The organism is Streptomyces smaragdinus (assembly GCF_009604385.1).
In the GTDB taxonomy this organism is placed as follows: Bacteria; Actinomycetota; Actinomycetes; order Streptomycetales; family Streptomycetaceae; genus Streptomyces; species Streptomyces smaragdinus.
In genome coordinates, this window is sequence record NZ_WEGJ01000030.1 from 27,479 (window position 1) to 51,158 (window position 23,680).

The 23,680-nt window shown below is 73.3% G+C and carries 10 protein-coding genes and 1 pseudogene; 10 read left to right on the forward strand and 1 reads right to left on the reverse strand.

The window, feature by feature from the left end; genetic code table 11:
- The first annotated feature begins 8 nt into the window (after positions 1–8).
- From sbnA to SRB5_RS27020, 9 genes and pseudogenes are all read left to right on the forward strand, one after another.
- The gene (gene sbnA / locus SRB5_RS26980; protein WP_153456042.1) at positions 9–1,019 is read left to right on the forward strand and encodes a 2,3-diaminopropionate biosynthesis protein SbnA; all 1,011 of its coding nucleotides are present in this window, start codon (positions 9–11) and stop codon (positions 1,017–1,019) included.
- On the forward strand, positions 1,016–8,710 hold the full coding sequence (locus SRB5_RS26985; RefSeq protein WP_153456043.1) for a non-ribosomal peptide synthetase: 7,695 nt from the start codon (positions 1,016–1,018) through the stop codon (positions 8,708–8,710). Before sbnA ends, SRB5_RS26985 begins: the two co-directional genes overlap by 4 nt.
- Entirely contained in the window at positions 8,707–17,139 is an 8,433-nt protein-coding gene (locus tag SRB5_RS26990) for a non-ribosomal peptide synthetase (RefSeq protein WP_194293044.1), read from the forward strand. The genes SRB5_RS26985 and SRB5_RS26990 overlap by 4 nt, the downstream gene beginning before the upstream one ends.
- Positions 17,140–17,200: 61 nt before the next feature.
- Positions 17,201–17,410 carry an MbtH family protein gene (locus SRB5_RS26995; RefSeq protein WP_153456045.1) on the forward strand — a complete coding sequence of 70 codons (210 nt, stop codon included), beginning with the start codon at positions 17,201–17,203 and terminating at the stop codon, positions 17,408–17,410.
- Between the two features lie 51 nt (positions 17,411–17,461).
- Positions 17,462–17,722, forward strand: a complete 261-nt coding sequence (locus tag SRB5_RS27000; RefSeq protein ID WP_153456046.1) for an acyl carrier protein — start codon at positions 17,462–17,464, stop codon at positions 17,720–17,722.
- The gene (locus SRB5_RS27005; RefSeq protein WP_153456047.1) at positions 17,719–19,002 is read left to right on the forward strand and encodes a beta-ketoacyl-[acyl-carrier-protein] synthase family protein; all 1,284 of its coding nucleotides are present in this window, start codon (positions 17,719–17,721) and stop codon (positions 19,000–19,002) included. Before SRB5_RS27000 ends, SRB5_RS27005 begins: the two co-directional genes overlap by 4 nt.
- Positions 18,999–20,120, forward strand: a complete 1,122-nt coding sequence (locus tag SRB5_RS27010) for a beta-ketoacyl synthase N-terminal-like domain-containing protein (RefSeq protein WP_153456048.1) — start codon at positions 18,999–19,001, stop codon at positions 20,118–20,120. Before SRB5_RS27005 ends, SRB5_RS27010 begins: the two co-directional genes overlap by 4 nt.
- A complete protein-coding gene (fabG, locus tag SRB5_RS27015) occupies positions 20,117–20,869 on the forward strand; it encodes a 3-oxoacyl-ACP reductase FabG (RefSeq protein ID WP_153456049.1) in 753 nt (250 codons plus the stop codon). The genes SRB5_RS27010 and fabG overlap by 4 nt, the downstream gene beginning before the upstream one ends.
- Positions 20,870–20,993: 124 nt before the next feature.
- Positions 20,994–21,938: pseudogene (locus SRB5_RS27020) on the forward strand (hydroxyacid dehydrogenase); the annotation flags it as partial.
- 47 nt (positions 21,939–21,985) lie between these two features.
- Here the strand turns inward: SRB5_RS27020 and SRB5_RS27025 are convergent.
- On the reverse strand, positions 21,986–23,023 hold the full coding sequence (locus SRB5_RS27025; RefSeq protein ID WP_153456050.1) for a helix-turn-helix domain-containing protein: 1,038 nt from the start codon (positions 23,021–23,023) through the stop codon (positions 21,986–21,988).
- Between the two features lie 144 nt (positions 23,024–23,167).
- Between SRB5_RS27025 and SRB5_RS27030 the strand changes: the two genes are divergently transcribed.
- A complete protein-coding gene (locus SRB5_RS27030; RefSeq protein WP_153456051.1) occupies positions 23,168–23,518 on the forward strand; it encodes a hypothetical protein in 351 nt (116 codons plus the stop codon).
- Positions 23,519–23,680: the final 162 nt, after the last annotated feature.

The following is a 23,680-nucleotide window of genomic DNA, read 5'->3' on the forward strand; positions in this document are numbered from 1 at the left end:
GGGGATCCATGCCGGTCATATCGGCTCCGCATCAATTCAACACCGAAGATCTTTATGTGGATCTCCGCGAGATGTACGGATATCCGCTGCACCTCAAATGCGAGGGTTTCAATTTCGCCGGTTCCATCAAACTCAAGGCCGCCGCCAGCATGATCGAGGCGGCCGAGAACAGCGGCGCGCTCACCCGTAACTCCACCATCGTGGAATCCTCTTCCGGGAATCTCGGAGTCGCGCTCAGCGTGATCGCCGCCGCCAAGGGCTACCGCTTCATCTGCGTCATCGACCCGCGCACCAACCTCGCCACCCGCAAGGTCATCGAGTCCCTGGGCAGCGAGGTCCACATGGTGAAGGAGCCCGCCGCCGAAGGCGGGTTCCTCGCCGCGCGGCTGGCGTACGTGCAGGAGCTGCTGGCGCGCGGCCCCGGCTACATCTGGCTCAACCAGCACGCCAACCCGGACAACTGGCGGGCGCACTACCGCACCACCGCCCCGCAGATCGAGAAGCAGTTCCCCGGTCTGGAGCTGCTGTTCGTCGGCGCCGGCACCACCGGCACCCTGATGGGCTGCGCCCGCTACTTCAAGGACCAGCCCCGCAAGGTGACCGTCGTCGCCGTCGACAGCGTCGGCTCGGTCACCTTCGGCGGCCCCCCGGGCACCCGCATGATCCCCGGGCTGGGCACCGGGGTACGGCCGGCGCTGCTGGACACCTCGTTCATCGACGACGTCGTCCACGTGCCCGAGGTCGACACCGTCCGCACCTGCCGCACCCTGGCCCGCGGCGGCTTCCTCTTCGGCGGGTCCACCGGAACGGTCGTGAGCGGCGCCGTGCGCTGGCTCGCCGAGAACCGTCCCGGCCGCGACCTCACGGCCGTCGCCCTCGCGCCCGACCTCGGCGAGCGCTACCTCGACACCGTCTACCACCCGAGCTGGGTGCACGAGGTGTTCGGGTCCGAGGTGCACGACGAGCCCACCGCCTTCGCGGAACTGACCGACTTCCCCTCTGGAGCACTGCAGTCATGATCACGATGCTCTCCGCACAGCAGTTGCCGCTCAGCGCCGCGCAGCGCGAGATGTGGTACGGGCAGCAGGCCGACCCGGGCAACCCGATCTTCACCATGGGCGACTTCCTGGAGCTCCGCGGCCCCCTCGACGAGGCCCGGCTCGTCACCGCCTGGCAGGGCGTGATGCGGGAGGCCGGCACCCTGCGCGCCCGGTTCACCGAGCACGAGGGCGAGCCGCGCCAGGAACTCCTCCCCGTCGAGGCGTACCCCGTCGAGACCGTCGACCTGTCCGCCGAGGACGAGCCGTACCGGGCCGCCGACGCCTTCATGCGCCTGGACCTGCTCGACCCGCCCGACCTCACCGCCGGCACCCTGCGTTCGGTGCTGCTGCGGCTCGGCCCGGACCACCGCCTGCTCTACATCCGCGTCAACCACATCGTCGTGGACGGCTTCAGCCGCGTCCTGGTGTACGAGCGGCTGGCCGAGCTGTACGCCGACCCGGACTCCCCGCCGTCCTTCCCGGAGCCGCGCACCCTCGCCGAGGACGAGGCGGAGTTCGAGAAGACCGCCAAGCACGCCAAGGAGCAGGCGTTCTGGCGCGCCCGGTACGCGGACACCCCCGAGCCCGTCAGCCTCTCCCCGCGCCCCGGCACCCCCGCCCACCACTCCCTGCGCGTCGAGGCCACCCTGCCCGCCGCCACGGTGGCGAAGCTGCGCGCCCTGGCCTGGGACGCCCGCGTCACCTGGCAGACCCTCCTCATCGCCGCGACCGGCGCGTACGTGCAGCGCGCCGCCGGCGTCGACCGGGCGCTGCTCACCCTCGCCGTCCCGGCCCGCCCCACCCCCGCCGCCCGCGCGGTGCCCGGCATGCGCGCGAACTTCGTGCCGCATCCGGTACGGATCGCTCCCGGCATCTCCGTGCACGACTTCCTGCGCGACTGCTTCGGCGAGCTGCGCGCCACCCTGCGCCACCAGAACTACCGGGGCGACCGCATCCGCCGCGACCTGGGCTTCACCGGGGACGCGGGCCGCTCGCTGGGCCCGACCGTCAATGTCCTGGAGTCCGGCTTCGACTACACCTACGGCGAGTGCTCCGGTCTGCTGCACAACCTGTCGACCGGTCCCGTCGAGGACATGCAGATCATCTACCTCGACTCCGCCGAGGACGGTTACGCGGTCCGCCTGGACGCCAACCCGACGCGCTACACGCAGGAGGAGCTGGAACTGCACCAGCTCCGCCTCTTCGAGTGGCTGCGCACCCTCGCCGACGCCGGCCCCGACGCCACCGTCGACCAGCTGGACATGCTGCTCCCGGCCGAGCTGGAGCACGCCCGCGAGCAGTGGAGCGCCACCGTCGTCGAGGACGTGTACACCGGCGTCGTCGAGCGGTTCCGCATGTGGGCCGTGGCCAACCCCGACAAGGCCGCCGTCCGCGATCCCGGCGGGTCCGTCTCGTACGGCGAACTGGCCGGTCAGGCCTCCGCGCTGACCCGTCGGCTGACGGCCGCGGGCGTCGGTCCCGGCTCGCGCGTCGCGATGCTGTGCGAGCCCGGCATCCCGTTCGTCACCGGCATCCTCGGCGTGCTCGGCGCCGGCGCCGCGTGGGTGCCGCTCGACGTCCGAGCCCCGCGCGCCCGTACCGCCGCGCTGCTGGACGACAGCCGCCCGGACGCCCTGTACGTGGGCCCCGGGCAGCAGGCCGCGGCCGGTGACGTGCTCGCCGCCTCCGCCGCCTCCCCCGCCGTCATCGGCTGGAACGGGGCGCGCGAGGCGCAGTGGTCGCCGCTCGAGGGGCGGGCGGACGATCTGGCGTACGTGATCTTCACGTCCGGCTCCACCGGCCGCCCCAAGGGCGCCATGGTGCACCGCGCCGGCATGGTCAACCACCTCCTGGCGAAGGTCGCCGACCTCGACCTGACCGACCGGGACGTCGTCGTCCACAACGCGCCCGTCACGTTCGACATCTCCGTCTGGCAGATGCTCTCCCCCCTGATCACCGGCGGCTCCCTCATCGTCGTCGACCGCGACACCGCCGCCGACCCCCAGGACCTCCTCGGCCGCGTCGCCCCCGACGGCGTCACCGTCCTCGAGGTCGTCCCCTCCCTCCTGCGCGCCGCCGTCGACGCCTGGCACGCCGGCCTCGACCGCCCCGACCTCACCCCCCTCACCCGCCTGCTGGTCACCGGCGAAGCCCTGCCCCCCGACCTGGCCCGCGAATGGCTGGCCCTCAACCCGGACATCCCGCTGGTCAACGCGTACGGCCCGACGGAGTGCTCCGACGACGTCACCCACGCCGTCATCACCCCGCAGACCGACCTGACCGGCCGCACCCCCATCGGCGAACCGGTCCGCAACACCCGCCTGTACGTCCTGGACGCCCGCCTGCGCCCCGTGGCCCCCGGCACCCCCGGCGAGCTGTACGTGGCCGGCACCGGCGTCGGCCGGGGTTACCTCGACGACGCCCGCAAGACCTCCGTCACCTTCCTCCCCGACCCCTTCGCCACGGTCCCCGGCAGCCGGATGTACCGCACCGGCGACCGCGTCCGCCAACGCGCCGACGGCCAGCTGGAGTTCCTGGAGCGCACCGACCACCAGGTCAAGATCCGAGGTCACCGCATCGAGCTCGGCGAGGTCGAGGCCGCCCTGCGCACCCTGACCGGGGTCACCGACGCCGCCGCGGCCGTCCACCAGGGCCGCCTCGTCGGCTACCTCATCGGCGCCAACGACAACCCCCGTACGAACCTGGCCGCCACCCTCCCCGACTACATGATCCCGTCGGCGTTCCTCACCCTGGACGCCCTGCCCCTGACCGCCAACGGCAAGATCGACCGCGCCGCCCTCCCGGAGCCCGACCCAGCCGACGCCGCGACCGGGCTGACCCCGCCGCGCAACGAGCGGGAGCGGGTCCTCTGCGAGGTCTTCGCCGAGGTCCTGGGCCTGCCGGCCGTGGGCATCGACGACGACTTCTTCGACCTCGGCGGCCACTCCCTGCTGGCCACCAAGGTCGCCGCCCGGGTCCGCGCCCGGCTGGGCGCCGAGGTGTCCATCCGCGTCTTCTTCCAGGCGTCGACGGTGGCCGCCCTGTCCGCGAGCCTGGGCTTCGACGACACCGGCACCACCCGCCCCGTCCTGAGCCCCGGCGCCGAACGCCCGGCGGAGCTCCCGCTGTCCCCGGCCCAGCAGCGCATGTGGGTCCTCAACCAGCTGGAGAACGGCGCCGCCACCTACCACCTCCCCTTCGCCGTCCGCCTGTCCGGCGCCCTGGACGCCGACGCCCTGCGCACGGCACTGGGCGACGTCATCGCCCGCCACGAGTCCCTGCGTACCGTCTTCCCCGACGCCGGTGGCAAGGCCCGCCAGCGGATCCTCGCGGCGGACGAGGCACGCGTCGACCTGCCCTGCACGCCCATCGACCCCGACGCCCTCACCGGGGCACTGACCGCCGCGGCCGTCCGCAGCTTCGACCTCGGGGCCGAACTGCCGCTGCGCGCCGAGCTCTTCCGCATCGCCGACGACGAGCACGTCCTGCTCCTCGTCCTGCACCACATCGCGTCCGACGGCTGGTCCATCGTCCCGCTGGCCCGCGACTTCGCGACCGCCTACGCGGCCCGCCTGACCGGCGCCGCCCCCGCGTGGACGCCGCTGCCCGTGCAGTACGCGGACTACACCCTCTGGCAGCGCGACCTGCTCGACGCCGTCGCCGACGACCAGCTCGCCCACTGGCGCGAGACCCTCGCCAGCATCCCGGAGGAGCTGGAGCTGCCCGCCGACCACGTCCGGCCGGCGCTGCCCACCCACGCCGGCGACACGGTCGGCTTCACCATCGACGGCGACCTGCACGCCGCCGTCACCGCGCTCGCCCGGGCCCAGGGCGCCAGCACGTTCATGGTGCTCCAGGCCGCCCTCGCCACGCTGCTGTCCAGCCTGGGCGCCGGGGACGACATCCCCCTCGGCACGCCCGTCGCCGGGCGCACCGACGAGGCGCTGGACGATCTGGTCGGCTTCTTCGTCAACACCCTGGTGCTGCGCACCGACCTGTCCGGCGACCCCACGTTCCGCGAGCTCCTGGTCCGGGTGAAGGCCGCCGACCTGGCTGCGTACGTGAATCAGGACCTGCCGTTCGAGGCCCTGGTCGACGCGGTGGCACCGAGCCGTTCGCTGTCGCGCCGGCCGCTCTTCCAGACCATGCTCGTCCTGCAGAACAACACCACCGCCGACCTCGCCCTCCCGGGCCTGGCCGTCGAGGTCGTGCCGGTCCGTACGAACACCGCCAAGGTGGACCTGGTCTTCGAGCTGACGGAGCGTCAGGGCAACGGCGGCATCGACGCGGTCCTGGAGTACAGCACCGACCTGTTCGGCGCCGCGACCGCCCGGTCCTTCGCCGACCGCTTCACCCACCTGCTGCGCACCCTGGTCGGCGCCCCCGACCGGCGCCTGGCCGGGCTCGACACGCTGCTGCCCGCCGAGTCGGAGCGCATCCTCGGCGAGTGGGCCGGACCGACGCGGGACGTCGAGATCGCCCCGGTGCACGAGCTGTACGCGGCCCGCGCCGCCCGCCAGCCCGGCCATCCGGCGCTGGTCTTCGGCGACCAGGTCATCTCGTACGCGGAACTCGACGCCCGCGCCAACCGCCTCGCGCACGAGCTGGCCGCGCGCGGCACCGGCCCCGGCGACATCGTGGCGCTGCTGCTGCCGCGTTCGCCGTCGATGGTCGTCGCGATGCTCGCCGTGCAGAAGGCGGGCGCCGCGTATCTGCCGATCGACGCCGCCTACCCGGCCGACCGCATCGCGTACATGATCGAGGACGCGCGCCCCGCGCTCGCCCTGACCATGACCGCGGAGTCCGCCGGCCTCGGCGACTCCCCGGTCCGGCGGATGCTGCTCGACGACCCCTGGGTGCGCGCCGCCATCGACGCCCGCCCCGGCCGGCCGCTCACCGACGAGGACCGCACGGGACCGCTGACGGTGCGCGACGCCGCGTACGTCATCTACACCTCCGGCTCCACGGGCCGCCCCAAGGGCGTGGTCGTCGAGCACCGGACGGTCGCCGTGATGACCGCCGACCAGGGGCCCCGGATGGGCATCGGGCCCGCCACCCGCTGGCTGCAGTTCGCCTCGTACAGCTTCGACGCCGCCACCTGGGAGCTGTCCATCGGGCTGCTCTCCGGCGCGACGATGATCCTGTGCACGGCGGAGGACCGCGGCCCGGGCGAGCCCCTGGCGGACCTGGTCGAGCGCACCGGTACGACCATGGTGTGCGTCCCGCCGACGGTGCTGTCCGCCTGGCCCGCTGACCGGCCGATGCCCCCGGGCGTCCAGCTGGTCGTGGCCGGCGAGGCGTGCCCGCCGGAGCTGGTCGAGCGTTTCTCGAGGGACCGCGTGATGCGCAACGCGTACGGGCCGACCGAGGCCACCGTCTGCGCCAGCATCAGCGAGCCGCTGTCGGGGGCGGTGAAGCCGTCGATCGGCTTCCCGCTGCACAACACCCGGCTGTACGTGCTGGACAAGTGGCTGCGCCCGGTGCCTCCGGGGGTCACCGGCGAGCTGTACATCGGCGGGGCGCAGCTGGCGCGGGGGTATCTGCGCCGGCCCGGTCTGACGGCGGAGCGCTTTGTCGCCGACCCGTTCGCCGCCGGGCCCGGGGGGCGGATGTACCGCTCCGGGGACCTGGTGCGGTGGAACGACGACGGGAGCCTGGACTACATCGGGCGGGTCGACGACCAGGTGAAGCTGCGCGGGTTCCGGATCGAGCCCGGTGAGATCGAGGGCGTGCTGCTGGCCCGCGAGGACCTCACCGGTGCGGCGGTGATCGTGCGGGAGGACCGGCCGGGGGACAAGCGCCTGGTCGCGTACGTCGTCTCCACCGGCGCCCGGCTCGACGTCCGCGAGGTACGTGCCCGGCTGACGGGCGAGCTGCCCGAGCACATGGTGCCGAGCGCCGTCGTCCAGCTGGACGCGCTGCCGCTCACCGGCAATGGCAAGCTCGACAAGCGGGCCCTGCCCGAGCCGGACTACTCGGTCGTGGCGTCCGGTCAGGCGCCCGCGAACGAGCGGGAGGCCGTGTTCTGCGCCGCGTTCGCCGAGATCCTGGGCCTGGAGCAGGCCGGCGCCGACGCCAGCTTCTTCGACCTGGGCGGCGACAGCATCAGCTCCATCCAGCTGGTCGGCAAGGCCCGCGAGGCCGGGCTGACGATCACCGCGCAGGACGTCTTCGTCCACCGCACCCCGCAGGGGCTCGCGCTGGTCGCGGAGGCCGGCGGCGCGGCGGAGGTCGTCGGCGTCGGTGACGGGACGGGGCCGGTGGCCGCGACGCCCATCACCGCGTGGTTCGACGCGATCCAGGGGCCGACGGACGGCTTCCACCAGGCGGCCGTCGTGCGGACGCCGGACGGTGCGTCGTACGAGCGGCTGACCGCCGCGCTGCAGACGGTGATCGACCACCACGACGTGCTGCGGTGGAGCGGCGACGGCATCCGGGAGCCCGGGAGCGTCCGGGCGTCGGACGTGCTGCGGGTCGCCGCATCCGACGCGGACGTGGTGGAGACCGCCCGTACCGAGGCCGGACAACTCGCGCCCCGCGAGGGCCGGGTCATGCGCGCCGTCTGGTTCGAGGCCGCCGGGAAGCTGCTGCTCACCCTGCACCACCTGGTCGTGGACGGCGTCTCCTGGCGCATCCTCCTCCCCGACCTCGTGCAGGCGTACGAGCGGCCGGGCGATGCCCTGCTGCCCGTCGGCACCTCCTTCCGCCAGTGGGCCCGCCTGCTGAACGAGGAGGCCGCCACCGACAGCCGCCGCGCCGAACTGGCGCTGTGGCAGGAGACCGCCGACCGCGGCGACACCCCGCTCGGCGCCCGCCCGCTCGACCCGGCGCGCGACACCGCCGCCGCCGCGCACCACCTGCGCCTGGACCTCCCGGCCGACATCACCGCCGAGCTGCTGACGACCGTCCCGGCCGCCTTCCACGCCGAGATCAACGACGTGCTGCTCACCGCCTACACCCTGGCCGTCGCCGACTGGCGGCGCGGGCGTGGCGAACCGCAGGACGTGCTCGTCGAGCTCGAGGGCCACGGCCGCGAGCCCGTCGTCCCGGGCGTCGATCTGTCCCGTACCGTCGGCTGGTTCACCAGCACCCACCCCGTACGGCTCGACGCCGGACAGTGCGACTGGGACGACATCCACGCCGGCGGCCCCGCCCTCGGCCAGGCGCTCAAGGAGATCAAGGAACAGCTGCGCCGCCTCCCCGGCCACGGCATCGGCCACGGCCTCCTGCGCCGCCTGGACCCCGGGTCCGCCGCGGTCCTGGCCGCACACCCCGCCCCGCAGCTCGGCTTCAACTACCTCGGCCGGATGCCCCTCCCGGAGCCCGGCGACTGGCAGCTGACCGCCGAGTCCCTCGAGGTCGCCGCCGGCACCGACCCCGGCATGCCCCTCCCGCACACGCTCGGCCTCAACGCCCGTACCGAGGACCGCCCCGACGGCCCCTGCCTGGTCGCCGACTGGGCCTGGGCGCCCGGCGCGATCGCGGACGCCGACGCCGAGCACATCGCACACGGCTGGTTCACCGCCCTGGAGAACCTGGCCCGCCACGCCACCCGCCCCGACGCCGGGGGCTTCACGCCCTCGGACCTGCAGCTCGTCGAGGACCTGGCACAGGACGAGATCGACGAGTTCGAGCTGGACTTCGCAGACGAATGGGGGAACGAGGAATGAGTACGAGCACCACCAGATCCCGTAAACAGGGTGGAGGACTCAGCGACGTACTGCCGCTGACCCCCCTGCAGGAGGGACTGCTGTTCCATGCCGTGTACGACCGGCGGGAGCGCGACGTCTACACCGTCCAGCTCGTCCTCGACCTCGAGGGACCGCTCGACAAGGCCGCCCTGAAGCGGGCCGCGGGCGGGCTGATGGACCGGCACCCGAACCTGCGGGCGGGCTTCCGCTACCGCAAGAACGGGCAGCCCGTCCAGCTGATCCCGCGCGCCGTCCCGCTCGCCTGGCGCGAGCTGGAGGCGAGCGCCGCCGAACTCGGCGCCCTCACCGACCGGGACCGCGACGAGCCGTTCGACGTCGGCCGGCCGCCGCTGATCCGCTTCACCCTGGTCCGCACCGGGGCGGACCGGCACCGGTTCCTGATGACGTGCCACCACATCCTGCTCGACGGCTGGTCGATGCCGGTGCTGCTGGCGGAGCTGTTCACGGCGTACGCCGCCGGGGGCGACACCGCGGCGCTGCCCGCCGTCACCTCGTACAAGAGCTACCTCACCTGGCTCTCCGCCCAGGACGACGAGGCCGCCGCCACCGCCTACCAGGACCTCCTGGCCGGCCTCGACGAGCCCACGCGCCTCGTCCCCGCCCCGCCGGGGCGCGGCCCCGTCCTGCCCGAGCAGCACGTCGCGAAGCTGAACGCCGCCGAAACCGCCGCGCTCACCGACTGGGCGCGCGGCAACGGCGTCACCCTGTCCAGCGTGCTGCAGGGCGTCTGGGCCGTGGTCCTCGGCGCCCTCACCGGCCGCGACGACCTGGTCTTCGGCACCACCGCCTCCGGCCGGCCGCCGCAGCTGCCGGGCGTCGAGTCGATGATCGGCCTGTTCATCAACACCCTGCCCGTACGCCTGCGGACGGACGCCCGCAGCACCCTCGCCGAGGTCATCGGCGCTGCGCAGGAGCAGCACACCGCGCTGCTGCCCCACCAGCACCTGGGTCTGTCGCGCATCCAGCAGGACGCGGGGCACGGTGAGCTCTTCGACACCGTGATGATCTTCGAGAACTATCCGCTGGACCCCGACGCCCTGCGCGACGCCGTCCCCGGCCTGCGCGTCACCGGCGTCCAGGGCCGCGACGCCACGCACTACCCGCTCGCCCTGCTCGTCCTGCCCGGCACCGAGCTGACCCTGCGCCTGGACTACGCCCCGGACCTGGTCACCGCCGACCAGGCGGAGGTCCTGGCCGCCCGAGTCCTGGGCCTGCTGGCCAAGCTGCCGGCGAACGCCGAACGGCCCCTCGCCCAGCTGGACCTGCTCACCGGCGCCGAACGCACCACGCTGCTGGGCACGTACAACGACACCGCCCGCGACTACCCCCGCCACCCCCTCCGCGAGCAGCTCGACGCCCGCGCCGCCGCGAACCCCGACGCGCCCGCGCTGCGGTGCGGCGACGACCGGCTGACGTTCGCCGCGCTGCACGCCCGCGCCGACCGGCTCGCGCACGAGCTCGTCGCGCACGGCGTCGGTCCCGGCGGCCTCGTCGCGATCGCCCTGCCCCGCTCGACGGACCTGATCGTGTCGACGCTCGCCGTGGTCAAGACCGGCGCCGCGTACCTGCCGCTCGACCCGGACTACCCGGCGGACCGCATCGGCTACATGCTCGACGACTCCGACCCCGCCCTGGTCCTCACCACCACCGGCGTCGCCTCGGCGCTGCCCGTCGTCACCGAGCGCCCGCACCTCATGCTCGACACCGCCACCGGCCCGGCCACCCGGCCCACCGGCCCGGCGACCACCGCCGCGCCGGACCCGCGCGACACCGCGTACACGATCTACACGTCCGGCTCGACGGGCCGCCCCAAAGGCGTCGTCGTACCGCAGGGCGCGCTGATCAACCTGGTGCACGACATGGCCGAGCGGTTCCGGATCGACGGCGACGACCGCTTCCTGTCGGTGACGACCTTCGGGTTCGACATCTCCAACCTGGAGATCTTCGTCCCGCTGCTCACCGGCGCGGAACTGGTCCTCGCCGAACGCGACACAGTCCGCGACCCTGCCGCCCTCGCCGCCCTGATCACCGGCAGCCGGGCGACCGTCATGCAGGCCACGCCCACCCTGTGGCACGCCCTGGTCACCGAGCAGCCGGAGTCCCTGGCCGGCCTGCGCGTCCTGATCGGCGGCGAGGCCGTCGGCGAGCCCCTGGCCGACGCGCTGCGTGCCGCGTGCCGTGAGGTCACCAACGTCTACGGGCCCACCGAGACGACCATCTGGTCCACCGCCGCCACCCTCGACGGCACCCGCCCGGGCGTACCGCCCATCGGCCGGCCCATCGCCAACACCCAGGTCTACATCCTCGACGACGCCCTGCGCCCGGCCCCGGCCGGCGCGATCGGCGAGCTGTACATCGCCGGCGACGGTGTGGCCCGCGGCTACCACGGGCGGCCCGAGCTGACGTCGACGCGCTTCGTCCCCGACCCGTTCGGGCCGGACGGCAGCCGCATGTACCGCACCGGTGACGTCGTGCGGTGGGGCGCCGACGGGCAGATCGAGTACATCGGGCGCGCCGACCACCAGGTCAAGATCCGCGGCTTCCGCATCGAACTCGGCGAGATCGAGTCCGCGCTGGCCGCGCACCCCGAGGTCTCCCAGGCGACCGTCCTGGCCCGTGAGGACCTGCCGGGCGGCACCCAGCTCGTCGCGTACACGGTCGGTACGGCCGCCCCCGCGGCCCTGCGCGTCCACCTCGCCGAGTCGCTGCCGGCGCACATGGTCCCGGCGCTGTACGTGGCTATGGACGCCCTGCCGCTCACCGCGAACGGCAAGGTGGACCGCAAGCTGCTGCCCGCCCCCGCCCAGGGTCCGGCCCCGGCCGCGCGGGCGCCGCGCACGCCGCAGGAGCAGCTGCTGTGCGAGGTGTTCGCCGAGGTGCTGGGGCTGCCGGGGCCGGCGGGACCGGACGACTCGTTCTTCGAGCTCGGCGGCCACTCCCTGCTCGCCACCCGGCTCACGGGGCGCATCAGGGCGGCCCTCGGCGCGGATCTGCCGGTGCGTGCCGTCTTCGAGTCGCCGAGCCCCGCCGAGCTGGCGGTGCTCGCGGCGAACGCCGGGGAGGCGCGTACGGCGCCCGTCCCGGCCGTACGCCCCGAGGTCATGCCGCTGTCGCCGGCCCAGCGGCGCCTGTGGTTCCTGGCGCAGCTGGAGGCCGGCAACCCCGCGTACAACATCCCCGTGGCCGTCCGGCTGAAGGGCTCCCTGGACATCGCCGCGCTGCAGGCGGCGATTCGGGACGTCGTCGTACGGCACGAGGCGCTGCGCACCCGCTATCCGGACACCGACGGGCGGCCCCGGCAGGAGGTCGTCCCGGCGGAAGACGTACGCATCGAGCTGCCGGTGTCCGACCTGGACGCGGATTCCGTACGGGTCTGCGCGCGCCGCATCTTCGACCTGGCGACGGAACTACCGCTGTGGACGGAGCTGTTCCGGGTGTCCGGCGAGGAGCACGTGCTGCTGCTGGTCGTCCACCACATCGCCTCCGACGGCTGGTCCGTCGGCCCCCTGGGCGCCGACCTGGCGGCGGCGTACGAGGCGCGGCTGGCCGGGGCGGAGCCCGGGTGGGTGCCGCTTCCCGTGCAGTACGCGGACTACACGCTGTGGCAGCGGGACCTCCTCGAGGACGTGTCCGAGCAGCAGCTCGCGTACTGGCGCGAGGCCCTGGCCGGGATCCCCGAGGAGCTGGAGCTGCCCACCGACCACGCCCGGCCGGCCGTGCCGGGGCACGCGGGCGGTGAGGTGGAGTTCCGGATCGACGCCGAACTGCACGCCGCCGTCGCGGCGATCGGGCGGGCGCAGGGCGTGAGCACGTTCATGGTGCTCCAGGCGGCCCTGGCCACCCTGCTGTCGCGGCTCGGCGCCGGTGACGACATCCCCCTCGGCGCTCCCGTCGCGGGGCGGACCGATCCGGCGCTGGACGGGCTGGTGGGGCTGTTCGTCAACACCCTGGTGCTGCGCACGGATCTCTCCGGGCGGCCCACGTTCCGTGAGCTGCTGGAGCGGGTGCGGACGACGGATCTGGCCGCGTACGCGAATCAGGACCTGCCGTTCGAAGTCCTGGTCGACGAGCTGGCGCCGAGCCGTTCCCTCGCGAGGCCGCCGCTGTTCCAGACGATGATCACGCTGCACAACACCCCGGAGAGCGTCGTGACGCTGGCCGGGCTGGAGTCGGAGCCGCTGCTCATCGGCACCGGAACCGCCAAGTCGGACCTGGCGTTCGAGCTCTTCGAGCGGCGCACGGCCGACGGCACCCCGAACGGCATCGACGCCGTCCTCGAGTACAGCCGCGACCTGTACGGGCAGTCGTCCGCGCAGGCCGTCGCCGAGCGTCTGACCCACCTGCTCGGCATGCTCGTGGCCGAACCCGACCGGCCGGTCACCGAGTTCGACGTGCTGCTGCCCGTGGAGCTGGCGGCCGTGCTCGAGGGCTGGGGGTCGACCGAGGTCGAGGACGTGTACACGGGCGTCGTCGAGCGGGTCCGTGCCTGGGCCGCCGACACCCCCGGCAAGGTCGCCGTGACCGACCCCGACGGCTCCGTCACCTACGGCGAACTCGCCGGTCAGGCCTCCGCCCTGACGCGCCGGCTCACCTCCGCGGGCGTCGGTCCCGGCTCCCGCGTCGCGATGCTGTGCGAGCCCGGCATCCCGTTCGTCACCGGCATCCTCGGCGTGCTCGGCGCCGGCGCCGCGTGGGTGCCCCTCGACCTGCGCGCGCCCCGGGCCCGTACCGCCGGCCTGCTGGACGACAGCAAGCCCGACGTCCTGTACATCGGCCCCGGCCGCGAGCCCGTCGCCGAGGAGGTGCTGGACCTGGCCACGAGCGCCCCCTGGCCCGTCACCTGGGACGGCGCCGGCGAGGACGACTGGGCGCCGGTCGCCGGCCACCCCGACGACCTGGCGTACGTGATCTTCACGTCCGGCTCCACCGGCCGCCCCAAGGGGGCCATGGTGCACCGCGCCGGCATGGTCAACCACCTCCTGGCCAAGGTCGGCGACCTGGAGATGACGCCGGCGGACGTGGTCGTCCACAACGCGCCCGTCACGTTCGACATCTCCGTCTGGCAGATGCTGTCCCCGCTGATCACCGGCGGCTCCCTGGTCGTCGTCGACCGCGACACGGCCGCCGACCCCCAGGAGCTCTTCGGCCGCGTCGGCACCGACGGCGTCACCGTCCTCGAGGTCGTCCCCTCCCTCCTGCGCGCCGCCGTCGACGCCTGGCAGTCGGGCATGCCCCGCCCCTCCCTGGCCGGACTGCGCTCCCTCATGGTCACCGGCGAGGCCCTCCCCGCCGACCTGGCCGCCGTCTGGGGCCGGCTGGAGCCGGGGATCCCGCTGGTCAACGCGTACGGCCCGACGGAGTGCTCGGACGACGTCACCCACGCCGTCATCACCCCGCGCACCGAACTGGCCGGCCGCGCCCCCATCGGCCACCCCGTCCGCAACACCCGGCTGTACGTGCTGGACTCCCACCTGCGCCCCGTCCCGCCCGGCACCCCCGGCGAGCTGTACGTCGCCGGCACCGGCGTGGGCCGCGGCTATCTGGACGACCCGCGCAAGACGTCGTTCACCTTCCTCCCCGACCCGTTCGCCACCACCCCGGGGACCAGGATGTACCGCACGGGCGACCTCGTACGGCAGCGGCTGGACGGCCAGCTGGAGTTCCTGGAGCGCACCGACCACCAGGTCAAGGTCCGCGGCCACCGCATCGAGCTCGGCGAGGTCGAGACCGCCCTGCGCACCCTGGCCGGGGTCACCGACGCCGCCGCGGCCGTCCACCAGGGCCGCCTCGTCGGCTACCTCATCGGCGAGCACGACGACCCGCGCGGGGGACTGGCCGGGATCCTGCCCGACTACATGATCCCCAGCATGTGCGTCACCCTCGACGCGCTGCCGCTGACGCCCAACGGCAAGGTCGACCGGGCCGCGCTGCCCGCCCCCGACCTCACCGCCGTACCGGCCGCCCCCGGGCGGGCGCCGCGCACGGACGCCGAGCGGGCGCTGGGCGAGATCTTCGCCATCGTCCTCGGGCTGCCCGAGGTGTCCGTCGACGACAGCTTCTTCGACCTGGGCGGCGACAGCATCCGCTCGATCGAGGTCGTCGCCGCCGCCCGCCGGGCGGGGCTGCGGGTCACCGCGGCCGACGTCTTCACGCACAAGACGGTCGCCGCGCTCGCGGTGGCCGCCGGGGACGCGGAGCCCGTCGAGATCGTCGGCACCGACGACGGGACCGGCGAGTTCGACCCGCTGCCCGTCATGCGGCGGCTGTTCGAGGAGGGCGGACCGGTCGACGGCTTCAACCAGTCCGTCGTCCTCACCACCCCCGCGGACCTCCGGCCCGACCGGCTCGACGCCGCGCTGCGCCGGCTCGTGGACCACCACGACGCCCTGCGCATGCGGGTGACCGGGCAGGGTCACCGCGGGCGCCGGCTGGTCGTCGCCACCCCTGGGGCGACACCGGCCGGCGCCCTCCTCACCCGGGTGGACGCCACGCACGCCGCGTACCGGGACGAGGCCCTGCTGCGGCGGGCCGTCGCCGCCCAGTCGCAGGCGGCGCGCGACCGGCTCGCCCCGCACGACGGGAGCGTGCTGCAGGCGGTGTGGATCGACCGCGGGCCCGAACACCCCGGCCGGCTGATCGTGATGCTCCACCACCTCGTCGTCGACGGCGTGTCCTGGCGCATCCTGCTCCCGGACCTGCTGACCGCGTACGAGACACCCGACGCCGGGCTCGACCCCGTCGGCACCTCCCTGCGGCACTGGTCGGGGCTGCTGCACGAACAGGCGGCCGCCCGCACCGACGAACTGCCGTACTGGCAGCAGCTGGTGACCCGCGAGGAGCCCCTGATCGGCGCCCGCGCCCTGGACCCCGTCCGCGACACGTACGCCACCGCCCGCACCCTGCGCCTGGAACTCCCGGCGGACGTCACCGGACCCCTCCTGGAACACGGGCCCAGCTCCTTCCACTCCGAGATCAACGACGTCCTCCTCGGCGCCCTCGACCTCGCGGTCGCCGACTGGTACGGCGGCCCGCTGCTGGTCGAGGTCGAGACCCACGGCCGCGAACAGCTGCACGCCGGCGTCGACCTGTCCCGTACGGTCGGCTGGTTCACCGCCACCCATCCCGTGCTCCTGCGGGCCGGGGGACTGGCGCCCGAGCAGACCGTCAAGGAGATGCGCGAACAGCTCGCCGCGCTCCCCGACCACGGCCTCGGCCACGGCGTCCTGCGCCATCTGATCGACGAACCCTCCCCGCTGCCCCCGGTGAACCCGCAGCTCGGGTTCAACTACCTGGGCCGGTTCGCCGGCCTGGAGTCCTACGGCGGCGGCTGGGCCGCGGCCCCGGAGTCCGCCGAGGCGTTCGCCGCCACGGCCAAGGGCATGCCGCTCGGGCACACCGCCGAGGTCGACGCCCTGGTCGAGGAGGGCCCCGACGGCCCGGTGCTGGTCGCCAACTGGACCTGGGCCGGCGAGGTGCTGGCGGACAGCGAGGTCCGTACGCTCGCCGACGGCTGGTTCCGCGCCCTGCGCGCCCTGGCCGAACGCGCCGCCGAGATCGCCCTCCTGGAGCCCTCCGGGGCCGGCTCGCGCCGGCCCAGGCTGCTCACCGAGGCGTTCGACCCGCTGCTGCGGATACGGCCCGAGGGAACCCGTCCCCCGCTGTTCTTCATGCACGGCGGCGTCGGACTCAGCTGGCCCTATATGGGACTGGCCGAACACCTGCCCGAGGATTTCCCGGTCTATGGATTCCAGACGTCCGGAATCGTCACGGAAGCACCGCTTCCGTCGTCAATCAAGGAGATTGCTCAAAAATACGTGAGCAGAATCCTGGAAATCCAGCCAAGTGGGCCGTACTATCTAATTGGTTGGTCTTTCGGCGGGCTGCTGGCGCACGCGGCCGCAACCCGGCTCGAGGAACTCGGACACGACGTCGCGGTCCTGGTGAATCTCGACGCCTACCCGGGTCCCGAGCCCGACGGCATCCCGGACGACCAGGCCCTGCTCACCACCATGCTGGGGTACTGCGGATACGACGCGGAGTCCTTCGCCGACGGCGCACCGCAGCTCGCCGAGGTCCTGGAGCTCTTCCGACGGGACGCCAACCCGCTCGCCGGACTCGACGAGGACCAGCTGGGCCGGCTGCTGCGGATCATCCGCAACCACGCGATCCTCAGCGCCGAATTCACCCCTGACCGCTTCGGCGGAGACGTGCTCTTCCTGTCGGCCGCACTCGGCACGGACGAACATTCACCCACCATCGCGGAATGGACGCCCTATATCGGCGGCCGGATCTCGCACCACCGCATCGAATCCGACCACGACGGAATGATGCACCCGGAACCGCAGCGGACGATCGGCCGAATAGTCGCCGAATATCTCGCCCGCTGACGGCCCGAAAGGGTCACCGTACGCACTGCACGTACGTACAGCACTGGAGGAAAAAGTCCCCATGAAGAACAACCCGTTCGACGACGAGAACGGCTCTTTCCTCGTCCTGGTCAACGACGAGGGACAGCACAGCATCTGGCCCGAGTTCGCGGCCGTGCCCGCCGGCTGGACCACCGTGCTGCCGGCCGGGAGCCGTGAGGCCGCGCTCGACCACATCGAGCGCACCTGGACCGACATGCGCCCGGCCTCCCTGGTCCGCGGCGCGGCCTGACCACCCGCCCGTCACCACCCTCATCACTTCACACGAAAGACGAGAACGACGATGACCACTGTCAGCCCTTCCGTGGACGTCCCGGCCGTCCGGGCCATCATCACCGACATCCTCGAGCTCGAGGACCACGAGCTCACCAACACCAGCCTGTTCATCGAGGACCACGACGCCGACTCCCTGGGCGCCATCGAGATCCTGTCCCGCATGGAGAAGGACCTCGGCGTGGTCATCCCGCAGGAGGACCTGGTCAAGCTGGTGAACCTGGACGCCGTCCTGGCGGTGCTCGCGACGGCAGAGCGGCGGACGTCATGAGAGCCGCCGCCACGCGGACCCCGGTCCGCAGGAGGCAGGCGCCGCCCCCGGCCCGCAAGGTCGTCCTGACCGGCTGCGGCGTGCTGTCCAGCATCGGTATCGGCGTCGAGTCGTTCACGGACGGCCTGCGCGCCGGCCGGGTCGGCACCGGCGACATCACCGCCTTCGACACCACCGGCTTCCCCAGCCGCCGCGGCCACCAGGTCCACGGCTTCGAGCCGTCCGAGCGGCTGCACCGCATCCGCCGCCGCGACACCGGCCGCGCCACCCAGTTCGCGGCCGCCGCGGCCCGGATGGCGCTGGAGGACTCCGGGCTCAGCGAGGCGTGGCTGCGGGACCGGCGCGGCATCGTCGTCGTCGGCACCACGGACGGCGAGACCGGCGAACTGGACCTGCTCACCGAGTCGGTCCTCGCCGCCGGCATCGCCGTCTTCACCGGCGGCCTGCTGGGCCGTACCGCCACCGGCAGCCTGGCGCTGGGCGTCGCCCGCGAGCTGGACGTGTCCAACGTGGAGACGTCCACCATCGCCACCGCCTGCGCGGCCGGCAACTACGCGATCGGCTCCGGCTTCGACGCCGTCCGCTCCGGCGAGGCCGAGTGGGCCATCGTCGGCGGCGCCGACGCCCTCAACCGCAAGACCTTCGCGGGCTTCTCCCGCCTGGGCCTGATCGCCGCCGACGAGTGCCGGCCGTTCGACACCGAACGCGCCGGACTGCTCACCGGCGAGGGCGCCGGCATGCTGCTCCTGGAGACCGAGGAGTCCGCCCTGGCCCGCGGCGCGCACATCTACGCCGAGGTCCTGGGCTACGGCCTGAACTGCGACGCCGCGCACCCCACCGCCCCCGAGGCGGACAGCGTGGCCCGCTGCATCCGGCTCGCCCTCACCAACGCCTCCGTCAAGCCCGAGGAGGTCGACCTGATCTCCGCCCACGGCACCGGGACGGTGACCAACGACAACACCGAGATCGCCGCGATCCGCCAGGTGTACGGGCGCACCCCGCCGCGCACCGTCGGCATCAAGGGGATGATCGGCCACACCATGGGCGCCGCCAGCGCCCTGGGCGCCATCGCCTCCGCGCTCGCCATCCGGTACGGCTTCGTGCCGCCCACGGCGAACCACCGCACGACCGACCCGAACTGCGAGGTCGACGTCGTACCCAACGAGTCCGTGCCCGCCAAGGTGCGCGTCGTGCAGAACAACGGTCTCGCGTTCGGCGGCAACAACGCCGTCCTGCTGCTCGGCCACCACCCAAGCACCCAAGGAGAGCACGTCCGATGAGTACCGCGGTCATCACCGCCTGGTCCGCCGTGTCGCCCTACGGCACCGGCGCGGCCCCGCTGGCCGAGGGACTGCGCGGCCGCAATCCCGGGCCCGAGTCCCCGGCGCCCGAGGAGTGGCTGGCGGAGGAGTCCGCCACCGCCCGCGTCGTGCCCGGCTTCGACGTCCGTGAGGCCCTGGGCCGCAAGGGCACCCGCGGCCTGGACCGGCTCACCGGCCTCACGGCCGTGACCGTCCGGGACGTGCTGGGCACCCTGGTCGCCGCGCACGACGCCGAGGGCGACCTCGGTACGGGCGTCATCCTGGGCACCACGGCGGGCAGCGTGCAGGGGTTCATGGAGTTCACCAAGGCGTCCCTGGAGGGGGACCGGCCCATCGACGTACCGATGGCCCGTATCCCCAACCAGGCGATGAACCGGGCGGCCTCCCTGAGCGCCATCCGGCACGCCCTGAAGGGCCCCAACTCCACCGTCGCCGCCGGCAGGGTGTCCGCGCTCGTCGCGCTCACCCACGCCTGCCGGATGCTCGCCGAGGGGCGCGCGGAGCGGGTCATCGCCGGGTCGGCGGAGGAGTACTCCGCCTCCCGGGCGCGCATCACCCGCGCCGAGCACGGCGAGGACGTGGTGCTGGGCGAGGGCTGCGTGATGGTCCTGCTGGAGTCCGCCGACGCCGCGGAGGGCGAGCCGCTCGCCGAGGTCCTGGCCGTCCACCACCGGGTGGCGCCGGCCGGTGACGTCGCCGACGTGCTCACCGCGACCGTACGCACGGCGCTGGAGCAGGCCGGGGTGGACGCCGACGAGGTCTGGGCGGCGCTGCCCTCCGACGCCCCCGGGCCGTCGGGGGACCAGGAACTCCAGGTGCACCAGGACCTGTTCGACGAGGCGGCCCTGGACCGCGCCGCGCGGCCCTCGCTGCTCGGCGAGACGGCGGCGGCCACCGGGGCGTTCCAGCTCGCGGCGCTGTTGTGCGAGCCGGGCGAGCCCGGCCGGATCGCGGTGCTCACGGTCACGGACCCGGACGGCACGGTGGCGTGCGCCGTACTGCGCCTGCTCACCGACGGCGAACCGGCGGCGGCGCTCGAGGACGCCGGGCCGGACGAAGGGAGCCGGGCGGCATGAGCGACGACGAGACCACCGTCGACCGGCCGGTCGCCCTGATCAGCGGCGGCTCCCGGGGCATCGGCCGCGCGGTCGCCCTGCGCCTGGCCGAGGACGGCCACGACATCTCCTTCTGCTACCGCGGCGACGAACAGGCCGCCGCCGAGCTGGAGAAGGAGCTGGCCGGCCTCGGCGCCCGCTGCCTGGCCGAACGCGTCGACGTCTCCGACGCGGCCGCGGTCAAGGCCTGGGTCGACCGTACGGAGCAGACCTTCGGCCCGGTCGCGGTGGCCGTCACCTCCGCCGGGATCACCCGGGACGGCCCGATGCTGCTGATGTCCGACGACGACTGGCACGACGTCGTCGACGTCAACCTCAGCGGCGTCCGCCACGTCTGCAAGGCCGTGGTGTTCCCCATGATGAAACGCAGGGCCGGCAGCATCGTCACCCTGTCCTCCGTCTCCGGCCGGCACGGCAACGCCGGCCAGACCAACTACGCCGCCGCCAAGGCCGGGATCATCGCCCTGACCCGCTCCCTGGCCAAGGAGGTCGGCCGCCGCGGCATCCGCGTCAACGCGGTCGCCCCCGGACTCATCGACACCGACATGTCGGCCGCCCTGGACGAGCGGGTACGGGACCAGGTGGCCGCCCGCGCCGCCCTGGGCCGTACCGGACTCGCCGGCGAGGTCGCCGACGCCGTGGCCTATCTGGCCTCCCCCCGCGCCTCCTACGTCACCGGGGCCGTCCTGCCCGTGGACGGCGGCCTGTGACCGCGCGGGCACCCGAACCTCCCGCGGCGGTGGCAACCCCCCTCACCACCGCCGCGGGACCCTCCCCGTACCGCCGCAACAGCACCTCCCGCACCGTCACCACCACGGAAAGGCAGCCCTCCCCGTGAGCCACTACGTCGCCCTCATCGCCGACAAACTCAGCACCGCCGCCACGGCCGTGCTGACCGAGGACAGCTCCGTCGAGGTACGCCACGTCGACGGCACCGACCGCCCGGCGCTGCTGGCCGCCCTCGCCGACGCCCACGCCGTCCTGGTCCGCTCCGCCACCCGGATCGACGCCGAGGCCCTGGCCGCCGCGCCCAGGCTCGAGGTCGTCGCCCGGGCCGGCGTCGGCCTGGACAACGTCGACGTGCCCGCCGCCACCGACGCCGGCGTCCTCGTCGTCAACGCCCCCTCCTCCAACGTCGTCAGCGCCGCCGAGCACGCCGTCGCGCTGCTGCTGGCCCTGGCCCGTAACGTCCCGCAGGCGCACGGCGCGCTGAAGCAGGGCCGCTGGGCGCGCAGCCTGTACACGGGCGTCGAGCTCTCCGGCAAGACGCTCGGCGTGCTGGGCCTGGGGCGGATCGGCTCGCTCGTGGCCCGCCGGATGGCCGCCTTCGACATGCGCGTCGTCGCCCACGACCCGTACGCCACCGAGGAGCACGCCCGCGCCCTGGGCGTCCGCCTGGTGGGCCTGGACGAGCTGCTGGACGAGGCGCAGTTCCTCACCGTCCATCTGCCCCTGACCGACCACACCCGGGGTCTGCTGGGCTTCGACGCCTTCCAGCGGGTGCGCTCCGATCTGCGCATCGTCAACGCCGCGCGCGGCGGGATCATCGACGAGCAGGAGCTGTACGCGGCCCTGAAGGAGGGCCGGGTCGCCGGCGCCGCCCTGGACGTCTACGCGACCGAGCCGTGCACCGACTCCGCCCTGTTCGAGCTGGACAACGTCGTCGTCACCCCGCATCTGGGCGCCAGCACCCCCGAGGCGCAGGAGCGGGCCGGCACCCAGGCGGCCCGCTCGGTGCTGGACGCCCTGGCCGGCCGCCCCGTCCCGGACGCCGTCAACACCCCGGCGAACACCCCGGCGAACGTGCTGGCGTCCGCCCGGTGAGGTCAGCCGCCGTCGTCGTCCGCCGGCCCCGGCAGGGAGTCCTCGCCGGGCGGGGAGCCGTGGCCCAGCCAGCCCCGTCCCATGGCCAGGGCCCCCGCCTGGAACCGGCTGCGCGCGCCGAGCCTGGTCATCAGCTCGGCCGTGATACGCCGGCCCGTACGCACCGAGACGCCCAGCCTGCGGGCGACGACGTCATCGGTGTGGCCCTCGAAGAGCAGGTCGAGGACGGCCTGTTCCTGCGGGCTGAGGCCCTCCGGCGTCGACGTGCGGGCCTCGCCGAGGGGGCGGGCCTGCTCCCAGGTCTGCTGGAAGAGCGAGACGAGCGCGGTCACCACCCCGGCGCCCTGCAGGAGCAGGATGCCCCGGGCGGCGGCCTCGGGGTCGATGGGGACGACGGCGGCCCGGCGATCGTAGATGATCATGCGGAGCGGGAGGTGCGGCAGCACCCGCACCTCGCCCCCGGTCTCGTGCACCCACCGCGCGTACGCCAGCGTCGCGGTGTCGTTGCGCACGGAGTCCAGGTAGATGTACCGGACCTGGACCCCGCGGCCGATGGCGGCCTCGTCCAGCGGCCGGGCGGCATTCAGCGCGGCCGGCGTCTGGGCGCCGCGCGGCGCGAACACCTCGATCGTGGTCTCCGCGCCGTACGAGAGGCGCTCGATCTGGGAGTTGATCGCGTCCAGGCCGGTGTACCTGCGCACCTCGTCGGTCTGCGCCGACGGATTCTCGTCGTACTCCGTCAGCATCCGCGTTACGGCCAGCCTGGTCGCGGCGACCGCCTGCTGGCGCTGGGCGAGTTCCTGTTCCTGGCGCTGCAGCAGACCCGCCAGCCCGAACTCCGGGTTGACCAGACGCACCTTGCCGGTTTCCTCGGAGGATTCCCGTACGAGGGCGAGCTCGACAAGGCTGCGCAACGTCTCCCGGACGCGCGCGACGGGCCACCCCAAGGCCTCGGCGATCTCCACAACCCCCGCTCTAGGCACCTTTAAAAGGATGCGGTAGACAGCCTCGGAATCGGAATCGAGCCCCAAGTCCCCCATGTTTCGCTCCCAAAAGACCACCTGCCGGCCGCGGCACTCGAGCCGACGGCCCTCCCGTCCGACTATCGCAGTGGAGTTCGATCTACTGCAACATTACTCAGGGGTACTCAGCTTGCCTCATTGGATGTTCACGGAGGCGCAACCGTGTTCCTGGTGATCGGATCTATAGCTCCGGAATCAGTGCCGAGCTCCTCGGCACTGACCGCACGCATACATCAGCTGTCGCTGCCAGAGGACAAGCTGGAACAATTGCATGTCACCTCCGCGGATGACGGCTCGCTGCAACTGGGGCTTCTCCTCGACCATTCGGACGACATGTACGCGACATCGGTTGCAGTCCGTCTGGTCGGGGAAGCGCTCGGGCCCGACCTGGCCGGCACCGTCGACTGGCGTCCGGCGACGCCCCTGGTAGAAGTGCTCGACCGGCTCGGCCTCGGCGCGCCGGGGGGCTCTTCTGACAGGGAGTTGCCATCACAGGAGGCTGACACCTTCTGATGCAGACGTGGCGCATGGCGGCTGCGAGACTCAAACACGTCAAGGCAAAGCGCCACTACGACGTGAAGGTCTTGGGGGATACACCGCCATGCGCAACGCCATTCGCTCTTCCCAGATAATTGTCAAGCCCGCAACTATTCAGCGGTTCGCCGCGGCGGGCCT